This window comes from Algirhabdus cladophorae (genome assembly GCF_044772865.1).
GTDB lineage: Bacteria > Pseudomonadota > Alphaproteobacteria > Rhodobacterales > Rhodobacteraceae > Algirhabdus > Algirhabdus cladophorae.
In genome coordinates this window covers 1,484,864-1,496,484 of record NZ_CP173029.1, presented here as the reverse complement: position 1 = coordinate 1,496,484, position 11,621 = coordinate 1,484,864, and the positions used below count along the sequence as shown (strand labels likewise).

Here is an 11,621-nt window from a genome sequence, read left to right as displayed (position 1 = left end):
GAATTTTCGGAAATTCCGGCGCCTTAGGCGTTTACGTCAACGACAACACGGCCCTTCACTTGACCCTTCAGAATGTCGCGTCCCAGTTGTGGCAGATCGGACAAAACAGCCGGTTGAACCATCGCATCCAGCTTGTCCATGGGCAGATCCTTGGCGATGCGTTCCCAAGCGCGCAGGCGGTTATCATAGGGTTGCATCACACTGTCGATGCCAAGCAAATTCACACCGCGCAGCAAAAACGGGATAACCGTAGCGGGCAGACCAGCACCGCCAGCAAGGCCTACTGCTGACACCGACGCCCCATAGGTCATCTGCCCCAAAAGACGCGCCAACATTTCGCCGCCCACGGCATCCACGCAGCCGCCCCATGTTTCAGCTTCAAGCGGGCGTTTGGTGGTTTCGTTCAATTCCTCGCGTGCCACGATTTGGGTCGCCCCCAAGCCTGTGAGGTAATCCGCAGTTTCAGGCCGACCTGTGACCGCCGCAACCTTATGGCCCAGATTTCCAAGGATTGCTGTGGCAACGGACCCAACACCGCCCGCAGCGCCTGTGACCAACACGGGCCCATCTTTGATACCGTGATCTTCCAACGCCATCACCGCCAACATCGCCGTGAAACCGGCAGTACCCACAGCCATGGCCTGACGTGTGTCCAAACCACTGGGCAAGGGCACCAACCAATCGGCTTTGACCCGCGCCTTTTGTGCGTAGCCGCCCCAATGGGCCTCGCCCACACGCCAGCCTGTCAGCACAACTTTGTCACCGGGTTTGTAGCGCTCATCGTCGGATGCCTCGACCGTGCCTGCAAAGTCGATGCCCGGCACGTGAGGATAGTTGCGCACCAACCCGCCGCCCGGCCCAATGCACAGCCCGTCTTTGTAGTTCACGGTGGAATATTCAACTGCAACCGTGACATCCCCCGCAGGCAAATCGCTGTCGTTGATTTGGGTCACAGCAGCGCTGGTTTTTCCATCTTCGTCTTTTTCGACAAGCAAGGCGTTAAACATAACAGAAGGTCCTTTAGATCCAGAAATTTTCTTCGACAGTGCCAGCAAAATCACCAGCCTGCGTCTTGACAGTAAATTGTGTGCCCGCATCCCAGTGGGTCATGCGCACCATACCCATGGCCACATTGGTTTTAAAGTCAGGCGATTTGGCGGAACTGGTCACTGTCCCTACCCGTTTGTCCTTGGCAATAATCGGCCATTCGCGGTCGCAGGGCGGCAAGTCGCCTTCAATCGAAATGGGGCGGATTTGTTTTACCGGGCCTTCTTTAGCGACGCGCAACAGTGCATCACGTCCAACACAGCCGATGGCCGTTTGAGTGCTGCAAAAGCGCCCCAAACCGCATTCATGGGGTGTATTTTCATCCGTCATATCGTTGCCGTAGGACAGCAAACCCCCTTCGATGCGTTCGATCAGGTTCGGACATCCGGCGTGAACGTCCAAATCCTTGCCCGCTTCAAATAGCGTGTTCCACAAGGGCATGCCGTTTTCCGTGCCGTCCACATAAATCTCGAACCCGCCCTGTTTGGAATAACCCGAGCGCGCAACAGCCATGCTGACCCCGTTAAAGTCATACATGCCAAAACGGAAAAAACGGATATCGCGCACACTGTCGCCAAAGACACGCGCCATCAGATCGTCCGCTTTGGGACCCTGCACAGCGAGGGGCGAGACATCTGGCTCGTCCACCAACACATCCAAGCGATAGCCATAGGCGATGCCCTTGACCCAGAACAACAGATCGCTGTCAGCAATGGAAATCCAATAGCGATCCTCGGCCAGCTTTACGGCAACCGGATCGTTCAACATCCCACCGGTTTCATCGACCATGGGCACATAATAGCACATGCCGGGCAGCATCCCGCGCAGATCGCGCGGCGTCAGCATCTGGATCAAACGGCCTGCATCGGGGCCGCGCACTTCGACCTGACGCTCGACCGAGACATCCCAGACCTGAACGGCGGATTTGAGGTGGTGATAGTCCTCTTCGACACTGCGAAACACTGTAGGCAACAACATGTGGTTATAGACAGTGTAGCCTTTGACACCTGCAGCTTCGACACCTTCGGTGAACGGGGTCCGACGCACGCGGCGGGACGGGAAAATATTCGCCATTTTATAGATCCTCTGGCATGAGAAAGAGGTCGCTGTCTTGGGGTTTGATCCCAAGGGACGTCAGCATCATGTGAATTTGCCCACGGTGGTGGGTTTGGTGGTTAAAGAAATGCGCCACACACAGCGCAATCGGTTTTGTTACTTCACGACCAGCGGCCCCAGACATCCATGTCAAGTTGCCGACCAAATCAAGGTCGCGCAGATCGCGGGTCCAATTGGTAATCTGGCCATCCATGCGGAATCGCTGCATGGCCAAGGTTTCCAGATCGGTCACCATCGTCGCGCTGTCTTGGATGCCACCCGAAGGCGGTGTTAGCCCCGCAAAGCGCGACATCCAGATTGTGTCGGCCCACAGCAAATGACTAAGAGTGTGCATCAAAGAGCCAAAGAAAGCCCCGCGATCCTTCGTCAATTCGGACTGGTCCATCACCCGCGCTTCGGCGATGATCCCGCTATTCTGCCAAGCATTATAGCGGGCCATTTTCCGGCAATACGCCGCCGAAATCATCGCGGTCCAGACCAGTCGATTGGGCAGATCTCGGCGGATTTTCCACCAAAGTCCCAGACACGACCATAATCGCGCACTTTGGATTTCACACCTTTGGCAGCAATAATATCTGGCCCCATCCAATATTTGGAATTGGTGATCATCACTGGATGATCGGGATCAGCGCCGCCAACGGTTTCAATCTCGCCTTGGATTTTGCGACCAATCATGATGGCGCGTTTGCTGCCATCGCGGATGATCTCGACCTTTTCGCGCTCGGCACCGATGATCTCGGACACAAGGAAAGTAAACAGCCCTGTCGTCCCGCCAGCAGCACCGGAGAAAATCTTGAGGATTCCGTTGTAAGCTTTTTGGGTGGCGCGTTCGTCCACATAAGCCGCCACGCGCCAGTTGCCTTCGCCCATACGGCCCGGGATATCCACCAGCAGGCCGACATTCAGACCCGACAGGTCCTCGCCTTCAAAGTGGCCCTCGTCGATGGCAATGGCCATCCACGCGTGACAATGCCCTTCTGTGGGCGGATGCGCGCCAAGGCTGACCACACAGGGGCAGAACACTTCGCACGAACAATTCAGAAATAATTCGCCTTTGATCGCCCATTCGGTCGGCTGCATTTTGCGCCGTTTGGGATTGTCCATGCGTTGATCAATACGCTGGCTGATCGGCAGTTTATCGGACGGTGCCCGTTCCTTCTTGGCCATGTTCCATGCCCTCCCTTAAATTAATGTCCAGACCCCAAGTCCCAAGCCTGCAAGGGTCAACGCGACCCCCAATGGTTTCGTGATGGCGTGCCCGATACTAGGCAGTTTTTCCAAGACCATAAAGAACGTCGCAGCGCCCATCCACAAAAGGCTCATGACGCCGCCGACAAATCCCAAGGCCATAAAGCCCCAGCAGCAGCCAACACAAAACGCCCCAAGGCCAAGGCCCATCCGCAACCCGCCTACAAAGCCGGTCTTCCAGTTGCCGACAAAATACATCATCGGGCTGTGACAGACGCCGTGGCAGACCTCTTTGATTTTGGTAAACTGGAACAGGCCCACGGCAATCAACAAAGCAGCCGACAAAAGCGGTGTCTTAAAGATGCCCAGCATGTCTACAACGCCGCCGAACAACAGCGCCAATTGTAGCCCGGTGATTACAGCTGCAAAGGCCACCCAAACCAAGAAATAGCCCAGAATGACCCCCAGCCATCCGGCCCGTGTGCCGTCCGCACTGCGGATCAAATCCTCGTAGCTGCGCATTGTGGGCACCATGGTCGGCAACATCATTGCCGCCATCATCACAGCCCACATCGCAAAAAGCGGTCCAAAATTGGCCATAGGCATATACATGGGCATCCGTGGATCCATGTTTTGCATCGCTTGCCCCATAGGCCCCGGGCGCCCGATCAAATCAAGGTCCATATCGACGCTCATTGCATAGAGCATCCACCACGCCAAAAGAACGCTGGCAAAAAAGCCAAGCCAGAGTAAGTTGCGCAAAGGAATTTCTAACAAGGGCTTCATCACGTGAACCGACTCGCAAAAGGTATTAGTCTTGATTTTCAATGTCAGACTTTTAAATGTCTGACAAATGAAAATTGATCCTAACAGCTCGGCTGATTTTTCGGCACAGATTGCCAAAGCAATCAAGGACACCATAGTTGCAGGCGATTTGAATGTCGACGAACGCTTGCCGTCAGAGGCAGAACTGGCCGATCATTTTGATGTGTCACGCTCAACAGTACGCGAGGCGCTGAAACGTCTGGCCGCCCAAAGCCTGATCCGAACTCAACGTGGGGCAAGTGGCGGCGCTTTTGTGAATCGTCTGAGCTACGCCGACGCGTATGGCCAGCAGATCACCACATCAACGCTCTTGCTTTCGATGAATTCTATTGATTTTGCAACAGCTTGTGAGGCACGTTTCATGTTGGAACGCGCCTGTGCTGCCCTTGCAGCCGAGCGGCGCACGCCGGATCATCTGGCGACAATGCGCGCTGAGATCCACCGCCAAAGCCAACCGGGCCTGACAGACGAGGCGTTTTGCGCCTCGGACGTGGCACTTCACCGGGCTTTGGTTGATGCGGCTGCAAACCCTGTGCTGTCTTACCAATTGGCCGGCGCTGTCGAGGCGATGCAGCCTTTGATGAACATGATCACCTTCTCGGCGCGCAGTCGTGATAGGATCGTTACACTGCACACACAACTGACCGACGCGCTTGAAGCAGGCAACGCGACACGCGCAGACGAGTGCCTGATCGTTCTGTCAGAATACACGACCGAGCTGGCCAATGCCGTGTTCAAAGAACGCGAAACGGCCAAGTGATGGACTTTATCAACCCCGCCTTGGCATTCATTAGTATTTTCCTTGGCCTGATCGGCTGGATTTCCCCTCGCTATGTGATGGAGAGCGTCGATTTGAAAGCAGGCAGCACCAGTATGGGGGCCTCTGAAATTCGCGCAGCCTCTGGTGCGATGTTTGTTGGCCTCGGCGTCGGTGCAGTGCTGATCGGATCCCCGACAGCCTTTGCCATGATGGGGGCCGGTTGGCTCTGTGCGGGCATGGGGCGGGCCACATCCTTGATCTTTGATGGCCAAACCCAAAAGAAATGGGTGTTTATGTTGGTCGAAGTGGCTGTTGGTGGTGTCTTGGTTGCAGGAAATTGGCCGACTTAAGCCAAAAATACCAAAACTTCCCCTTTTAACCGCCTTCCTGCCCGCCTATGTAAAGGACGTCCCTAGGGACTATGAACATAAACGCGCTCGTAATAAGCGGATCGGACCCGGGGGCGGTACCCGGCGACTCCACCAACACCCGTTCTTTGGCGGTCATGGGGTCGAAATAGGATCGACGAACGTCTAAAGGGGTTAGCTTTGTTTCGGTGAGTTACCACCGTTATCGGTACATTTAAGCTAGTTGCAAATGACAACAAAGCTCCAATGGCCCTCGCAGCGTAAGCTGTGCGGAACATTGAAATCTTAAGCCCTAACGCTTAGCAGCCTTAGGCGGGGTTTGCAGGTACCTGGCAACAGAAACCTGCGCTTTTCCCAGCATGCGGCGTTACACGAACCCAAATCATCTTTGACATAAGTAATCAGTGTTTAAATTATCGGCGTATATGGGCCGACCCTACATTTTAGGGATTACATCACTCAACCTACAGTATACGGTATCGGAATACGGCAAAGACTCGACGTATCAAGGATCGAGTCGCTGTTTGAGGATGCGAGCGATGCAGAACATAAAGACAATGACGGGCCTTGTGGCCTTGGGTGTAATTGTAGGCTGGGCGGGACCGAAACTGGTGTCTGCTATATCGTCTGACGCCGTAGTCATAGAACAAAGCCTGATGGCGCAGAAAACTGCACCCGAGGTCACTCACAACCAAACACCGGATCTAACCAGTGGGCTTGCCTTAACGGCGCCAAAACCTGTGCTGCCCGAAGATCAGGCCGCCGCCGACAGGGCCCTACTCACACCCGAGCAAACTGCAGCCATTGAGATGCTGGAATCCTCGGCCCGCGCTTTGAACCAAACCGGTGAGACGCAAGAAACCCAGGATCTGCGGTTTGATCATTTGGCCGTTGATGGCTTGAATGTGCGCCATTTTTATACGGTCAATTATCCGTACACAGCCCTCGATCGCGCAGCCTTTATAGAATCGCAAGAAGTCACAATTAACCAAGCGCTGTGTGGAAACGCCGGACTGCGCGGCCTCATCCGCGAATTGGGGCTGACGTACAGCTATAACTACCTCTCCCAAGATGATCGTTTGTTGGGCAATGTGACCTTGGATCCGGCAGGCTGCACGGGCTAAATGCCTCCCCTGTTTGGGGGTCTTTTCCTTTGTCTCAAAACCGCTATGCTGACGGCAACTGGTAGGGGTATCTTGATGTCAAACACGATTGACTACGGTAATCTAATGCACCGTGCCATGCGCGGGCTGATCCAACGGGTGCTGACAGATGTTGGGATCAATGGCTTGCCTGGCGAGCATCACTTCTTTATCACCTTTGACACACTGCATCCTGACGTTGAAATTGCCGATTGGCTGTCCGACAGATATCCGGGTGAAATGACTGTTGTCATGCAGCATTGGTTCGACAATCTGACAGTGACCGATGAAGGATTTGCTGTAACTCTGAATTTCGGCGACAGCCCCGAGCCGCTTTATATCCCCTATGATGCGATCAAAACCTTTGTGGATCCCTCTGTGGAATTTGGTCTGCGCTTTGAAAGCCAAGAGGACGAAGACGCCAGCCCCGGGCAACCTGTGGCCCCTGCCCCCGTTATGCAGATGGAACCCGCTGCGCAAAAGGACGACACCACACCGGAGCCTGCGCCAAAATCAGGCGAAGCTGATGTGGTTTCGTTGGATAGTTTTCGCAAATAAGCCTCTGATAGCGCTCGCATCTGTTGCGTCCTGTCGCGCCCATGGGTAATTCAGTGTCCATGGCAACAGGAGGCCTTTTGATCATGGCAGCGCAACAATCCACCCGCACCGAAACCGACAGCTTTGGCCCACTTGAAGTGCCCAGCGATAAATATTGGGGTGCGCAGACCCAACGGTCTTTGATGAACTTCCCAATCGGATGGGAAAAGCAGCCCGTGGCTCTTGTTCGCGCTTTGGGTGTGATCAAGCAGGCATGCGCTATGGCCAACCACGCCAACGGCAAACTGCCAGATGATTTGGGCAGCGCCATCATCGAGGCCGCCAGCGAAGTTGTTGCAGGCAAATGGGATGACAATTTTCCATTGGTCGTGTGGCAAACAGGATCCGGCACACAGTCAAACATGAACGCCAACGAAGTCATCGCCAATCGCGCTATCGAAATTTTGGGCGGTGAGATTGGATCGAAATCCCCGGTTCACCCCAATGATCACTGCAACATGGGGCAGTCCTCAAACGACACTTTCCCCACGGCTATGCATATTTCAACAGCGATGACCGCGCGCGATGTACTGATCCCCGGATTGGAAAAGCTGCACGCGGCCCTCGCCGCCAAAACAGCTGAGTTTGACGGCATCATCAAAATTGGTCGGACCCACACGATGGATGCGACGCCTTTGACACTGGCCCAGGAATTTTCCGGCTATACCCATCAGGTTGCGATGGCGATCAAGCGGGTCAAGGCCGCCCTGCCCCATATCTACGAGCTGGCTCAAGGCGGCACAGCCGTGGGCACAGGTCTGAACACGCCCAAAGGTTGGGGCGAACAAGTGGCGGCCAATATGGCCGACATCACTGGTCTGCCTTTTGTCACCGCTCCAAACAAATTCGAAGCACTGGCTGCCCATGACGCCATGGTCGAGATGTCCGGTGCATTAAAAACAGTGGCTGCAAGCCTGTTCAAAATCGCAAATGACATTCGTCTGCTGGGATCTGGTCCGCGCTGTGGTTTGGGCGAACTGATGTTGCCTGAAAACGAGCCAGGATCCTCGATCATGCCGGGCAAAGTGAACCCGACCCAGTGTGAGGCGCTGACGCAGGTTTGCGCCCATGTGTTCGGCAATGACGCTGCTGTGGGGTTTGCAGGCAGCCAAGGCCATTTTGAGTTGAACGTCTATAAACCAATGATGGCCTATAACGTGCTGCAATCTATGCAATTGCTGGGCGATGCGGCTGTGGCCTTTACCGACAACTGCGTTGTGGGGATTGAGGCCAACAAGGACCGTATTGAAAAGCTGATGCGCGAAAGCCTGATGTTGGTCACAGCCCTTGCACCAGAAATAGGCTACGACAACGCCACAACTGTCGCCAAGACCGCCCACAAGAATGGCACCACTCTCAAGGACGAAGCAATTGCCCTTGGGTTTGTCGATGCCGAAACCTTTGACCGCGTGGTGCGTCCGGACCAAATGATCGGTCCAAAGTGAGCCTGATTAATCTCAATAAGGCCCGCAAGGCCAAAACCCGCGCTTTGAAAAAAGCGCGGGCCGATACCAATGCCGTTTCTTTTGGGCGGACCAAGGCCGAAAAGCAGCGCACGCAGACGGAAAACGACCGTGCTTTGCGCAAAATCGACGCCCATAAACGCGACGAGTCTCCCTGATAAAAACCGTGATGCAACGTGGCGATTTTTCCCCATGATTGAAGGGGGCAAAACCGGATACGCACAATTTATGACACAGCGACCCATTAAACGATCCCTCACCCTCAAAGGCCACCGCACCAGCGTCTCGCTTGAGACGCCGTTTTGGGAGGCGTTCAAAGACATCGCCGCCCACGAAGGCAAGGCCATCAATCAGCTTGCTGCCGAAATTGATGCCCAAAGGGGTGTCCAAACCGGCTTGGCTTCGGCGATACGCCTCTACATTTTGGATCATTACAAAAGCAAGGCCCTGCGCGCGGCCTAAGGCCGGACTTAGCGCGGGATCACGTTCAGCCAGATCCCATCTGCCGCCCGCACGGTCAGATGCGCCACGGGCTGTGGTATTTTGCCGGAGACGGTTTCAAACCGGAAGGCTTTGACCAACAGCGCAAGCAATAAAACCCCCTCGACCATCGCAAATCCAGCCCCAGTACAAACGCGCGGGCCTGCTGAAAAAGGCATATAGGCCTCACGGGCGCAGTGTTTGCCGTTCTCGGTTTCCCAACGTTTTGGATCAAACCCATCGGGATTGTCCCATAGCCGCGTATGGCGGTGTAAATGCCATGGGCTAAGGACAATCTGGCTGCCTTTGGGGGCCGTGCGATCGCGCATCTGCTCAGGACATGTGGTTTCGCGTACCATCATCGGCACAGGCGGATAAAGGCGCAGCGCCTCACGAAATACATCACGCGTCGCTTTGAGTTTGCTGATTTTGCCAAAGTTATCGTCCGTCAGCACTTGGGCCTCGGCATGCAGGGTATCCTGCCATTCAGGATAGAGGGCCAGCAAATACAATGCCCAAGCAAGGGCCGATGCACTGGTCTCATGCCCTGCCAAAAAGAAGATCGCCACTTGGTCGACCATTTCATCAGTGGTGAAGGGCGTGCCTGTGACCGGGTCCACAGTGGTCATAATCTTGGTCGCCAGATCATCCGGCGCGCAGCCTGCGGTGATCTGGGCCATGCGTGCCTCGGTCAGGCGGGTAATAAGCCCGCGAATATTGGCCGCAGTGTCCTTCGTATCGCGTTTGAAAAAGCGCGGCATCCAGCGCGGCAACGGCACAAAGGCCGCTAGATTTAGAATGGGCTGGGTGCGTTGGTAGGCGCGAAACTGGGTAAAGACCTCTGCCGCGATCTCATCTTCGATCGGGATTGAGAACAAGGTCTGAAAGATGATGTCCGCAGCGGCGTGACTGGTGACCTCTTCGATCTCGACCTCGCCCGCTTTGCCGCTCAACCGCGCAACCGCCGCCTGCCCTGCAGCCCACATCGCGGGATATGTGTCGCGCAGCCGCCCGCCTTCAAACGCGGGATCAATTATGCGCCGTTGGCGTTTCCAAGTCTCGCCATTGGTCAAGAATACGCTGTTGCCCAGCAAGGGACGCAGGCCTTCGCTGATCCGGTCTGACTTGGGAAAATCATCAGGGCGTTCTTTCAGCACCCGCTTGAGCAGCGCCGGATCATTGACCATATAGCTGCGAAAAAACGGTGTCTTGAACTCGGCCATCCACGCCCGATACAGCCGGGCTGGCTGGGCCGATAAAATGTCCTGCCCAAACAGCTTCATATACCGCCATAACGACACACGATCTGGCCGCGATGGCGGTTTGGGAGGCAAGACGGTCATGGCGCCGTGGACGTGTATTTGGACGCTGGCACATCAATGCGCGAGGCCGATGGCGCGCGATCTTTGTAGCGCGCCCCTAGGCTGAGAGCCCCACCAGTGATCTGGAAATAATCATAATCCGCAGGCACATCAAAGGCGCACAGATACTGGAAATGCAGACGGAAAAATCGCCAACGCAATTCTTTCCAACGCTTGGGCGACAGGGTCTGTGTAAAGGCCGCAGAAAACACCAACGGCCAACGTTTGCCCCCTTCTGGGGCAACTCCAGACACTGCTACTGGATCGCAGAGCGCAAAGGCGCAGCCATCGCCCGGCGCTGTGACATCCACCCAAACCAATTCGGGCCGATTGCACAGATAGGCCAGATCCGCCCGCAACCGGTGGGCCTCGGGCAGGAACGACACCATTGGTACCACTTGGCCCAAAGTCAGAAACGACAGAACCGGCCCATTCGCAGGCACACAAGCATCACGGATCAGATCTGCCAGAATGCTGACGCCCAAATGCGCCCCGGACGAGTGGCCAATGACCAGAACCTCATCCACATCTTCCTCGAGGGCCGCTGCGATAAAATCACCGAACTGCGCCATACGTTCTTCTAATTCCGGGGCATTGGCCCCGTTGGTTTTGGCGGAATAGGCATAATCATGCATCAGGTAATACGCGAAAAACTTGCCATCGTTGGCCTTGAACCAGCGTAATGCATAGATCGCGAACGCCGCACAGAGGCCCACGCCAATCAGCCCCGTGATCATATTGGGCAAGAACGGCAGCACCCATTGCACGCCGTAATGGAACCCGCGCCCGATCAGCGAGCCAACCCAGAGCGCGAGAATAAGCTGCAACAGCAGCATTCCAATCGGATAGAGGGCTGCAATCACAGGCCCTTTGCGCAGCCACATCAACCGCCGCAGGGTGCCCGAGGCGATATAAGTCCACGCTGTGCGCGCCAATTGCAGGTAGGTCGCTGGGATCGTCAGGTCCATGCTGTCGCGTACAATGTCAGACCAAACCAACACATCCATATCCGTACGTGTGGTTTGGCCATCAATCGTGGCTTTGACCCGCCAGCCATAGGGGCCTTGGCTTTTTTTCGGTTTGAGGCCGATCTCATAACCACTAATTGCGGCCTGATCCGCACTTTCTGAACGATAAAGCTCGCGGTAGCGACGCGGATGGATTGGATCGTAACCCGGAATATAGATCACCCGCCGCTTGGACACGGGTTTGAAATAGCGTTCAGGAAGATCTTGCATCATAGCGCCTAGGCTAGCGCAGGTTTCAGGCGAAAT

Annotated in this window: 14 protein-coding genes and 1 other RNA gene; 8 read left to right on the top strand and 7 right to left on the bottom strand. The window is 55.4% G+C overall.

What is annotated here, in order from left to right; translation table 11 throughout:
• Positions 1-23: 23 nt before the first annotated feature.
• The 5 genes from acuI to ACIRQ6_RS07255 are packed head-to-tail and all read right to left on the bottom strand — an operon-like array spanning position 24 to position 4,137.
• On the bottom strand, positions 24-1,007 hold the full coding sequence (acuI, locus tag ACIRQ6_RS07275) for an acryloyl-CoA reductase (protein ID WP_420863463.1): 984 nt from the start codon (positions 1,005-1,007) through the stop codon (positions 24-26).
• Positions 1,008-1,020: 13 nt separating this feature from the next.
• Positions 1,021-2,121 carry a dimethylsulfoniopropionate demethylase gene (locus ACIRQ6_RS07270; protein ID WP_420863462.1) on the bottom strand — a complete coding sequence of 367 codons (1,101 nt, stop codon included), beginning with the start codon at positions 2,119-2,121 and terminating at the stop codon, positions 1,021-1,023.
• A gap of 1 nt (position 2,122) precedes the next feature.
• The gene (locus ACIRQ6_RS07265) at positions 2,123-2,602 is read right to left on the bottom strand and encodes a DinB family protein (protein WP_420863461.1); all 480 of its coding nucleotides are present in this window, start codon (positions 2,600-2,602) and stop codon (positions 2,123-2,125) included.
• A 23-nt stretch (positions 2,603-2,625) separates the two neighbouring features.
• The gene (locus ACIRQ6_RS07260) at positions 2,626-3,330 is read right to left on the bottom strand and encodes a DUF1326 domain-containing protein (protein ID WP_420863460.1); all 705 of its coding nucleotides are present in this window, start codon (positions 3,328-3,330) and stop codon (positions 2,626-2,628) included.
• A gap of 15 nt (positions 3,331-3,345) precedes the next feature.
• Positions 3,346-4,137 (bottom strand): DUF2182 domain-containing protein, encoded by a 792-nt coding sequence (locus tag ACIRQ6_RS07255; protein ID WP_420863459.1) that lies wholly within the window; start codon positions 4,135-4,137, stop codon positions 3,346-3,348.
• A 67-nt stretch (positions 4,138-4,204) separates the two neighbouring features.
• Between ACIRQ6_RS07255 and ACIRQ6_RS07250 the strand changes: the two genes are divergently transcribed.
• From ACIRQ6_RS07250 to ACIRQ6_RS07215, 8 genes are all read left to right on the top strand, one after another.
• Positions 4,205-4,936 (top strand): FadR/GntR family transcriptional regulator, encoded by a 732-nt coding sequence (locus ACIRQ6_RS07250; protein WP_420863458.1) that lies wholly within the window; start codon positions 4,205-4,207, stop codon positions 4,934-4,936.
• The gene (locus ACIRQ6_RS07245) at positions 4,936-5,286 is read left to right on the top strand and encodes a DUF4345 family protein (protein WP_420863457.1); all 351 of its coding nucleotides are present in this window, start codon (positions 4,936-4,938) and stop codon (positions 5,284-5,286) included. The genes ACIRQ6_RS07250 and ACIRQ6_RS07245 overlap by 1 nt, the downstream gene beginning before the upstream one ends.
• A gap of 19 nt (positions 5,287-5,305) precedes the next feature.
• Positions 5,306-5,654, top strand: a transfer-messenger RNA (tmRNA) gene (ssrA, locus tag ACIRQ6_RS07240).
• 189 nt (positions 5,655-5,843) lie between these two features.
• A complete protein-coding gene (locus tag ACIRQ6_RS07235) occupies positions 5,844-6,428 on the top strand; it encodes a hypothetical protein (protein WP_420863456.1) in 585 nt (194 codons plus the stop codon).
• 75 nt (positions 6,429-6,503) lie between these two features.
• Positions 6,504-7,004, top strand: coding sequence for an SspB family protein (locus ACIRQ6_RS07230; protein WP_420863455.1), 501 nt, complete (start codon positions 6,504-6,506; stop codon positions 7,002-7,004).
• An 83-nt stretch (positions 7,005-7,087) separates the two neighbouring features.
• On the top strand, positions 7,088-8,488 hold the full coding sequence (gene fumC / locus ACIRQ6_RS07225; RefSeq protein ID WP_420863454.1) for a class II fumarate hydratase: 1,401 nt from the start codon (positions 7,088-7,090) through the stop codon (positions 8,486-8,488).
• A complete protein-coding gene (locus ACIRQ6_RS07220; protein WP_420863453.1) occupies positions 8,485-8,664 on the top strand; it encodes a DUF4169 family protein in 180 nt (59 codons plus the stop codon). The genes fumC and ACIRQ6_RS07220 overlap by 4 nt, the downstream gene beginning before the upstream one ends.
• 70 nt (positions 8,665-8,734) lie before the next feature.
• Entirely contained in the window at positions 8,735-8,968 is a 234-nt protein-coding gene (locus tag ACIRQ6_RS07215) for a ribbon-helix-helix domain-containing protein (RefSeq protein ID WP_420863452.1), read from the top strand.
• A gap of 8 nt (positions 8,969-8,976) precedes the next feature.
• Here ACIRQ6_RS07215 and ACIRQ6_RS07210 read toward each other — a convergent pair whose 3' ends face one another.
• Both ACIRQ6_RS07210 and ACIRQ6_RS07205 read right to left on the bottom strand, forming a co-directional pair.
• Entirely contained in the window at positions 8,977-10,329 is a 1,353-nt protein-coding gene (locus tag ACIRQ6_RS07210) for a cytochrome P450 (RefSeq protein WP_420863451.1), read from the bottom strand.
• Positions 10,326-11,585 (bottom strand): hypothetical protein, encoded by a 1,260-nt coding sequence (locus tag ACIRQ6_RS07205; RefSeq protein ID WP_420863876.1) that lies wholly within the window; start codon positions 11,583-11,585, stop codon positions 10,326-10,328. Before ACIRQ6_RS07205 ends, ACIRQ6_RS07210 begins: the two co-directional genes overlap by 4 nt.
• Positions 11,586-11,621: the final 36 nt, after the last annotated feature.

Coding starts and splice junctions, on each gene's coding strand:
- acuI (WP_420863463.1), bottom strand. CDS start 1,007: ATGTTTAACGCCTTGCTTGTCGAAAAAGACGAAGATGGAAAAACCAGC.
- ACIRQ6_RS07270 (WP_420863462.1), bottom strand. CDS start 2,121: ATGGCGAATATTTTCCCGTCCCGCCGCGTGCGTCGGACCCCGTTCACC.
- ACIRQ6_RS07265 (WP_420863461.1), bottom strand. CDS start 2,602: ATGGCCCGCTATAATGCTTGGCAGAATAGCGGGATCATCGCCGAAGCG.
- ACIRQ6_RS07260 (WP_420863460.1), bottom strand. CDS start 3,330: ATGGCCAAGAAGGAACGGGCACCGTCCGATAAACTGCCGATCAGCCAG.
- ACIRQ6_RS07255 (WP_420863459.1), bottom strand. CDS start 4,137: ATGAAGCCCTTGTTAGAAATTCCTTTGCGCAACTTACTCTGGCTTGGC.
- ACIRQ6_RS07250 (WP_420863458.1), top strand. CDS start 4,205: ATGAAAATTGATCCTAACAGCTCGGCTGATTTTTCGGCACAGATTGCC.
- ACIRQ6_RS07245 (WP_420863457.1), top strand. CDS start 4,936: ATGGACTTTATCAACCCCGCCTTGGCATTCATTAGTATTTTCCTTGGC.
- ACIRQ6_RS07235 (WP_420863456.1), top strand. CDS start 5,844: ATGCAGAACATAAAGACAATGACGGGCCTTGTGGCCTTGGGTGTAATT.
- ACIRQ6_RS07230 (WP_420863455.1), top strand. CDS start 6,504: ATGTCAAACACGATTGACTACGGTAATCTAATGCACCGTGCCATGCGC.
- fumC (WP_420863454.1), top strand. CDS start 7,088: ATGGCAGCGCAACAATCCACCCGCACCGAAACCGACAGCTTTGGCCCA.
- ACIRQ6_RS07215 (WP_420863452.1), top strand. CDS start 8,735: ATGACACAGCGACCCATTAAACGATCCCTCACCCTCAAAGGCCACCGC.
- ACIRQ6_RS07210 (WP_420863451.1), bottom strand. CDS start 10,329: ATGACCGTCTTGCCTCCCAAACCGCCATCGCGGCCAGATCGTGTGTCG.
- ACIRQ6_RS07205 (WP_420863876.1), bottom strand. CDS start 11,585: ATGCAAGATCTTCCTGAACGCTATTTCAAACCCGTGTCCAAGCGGCGG.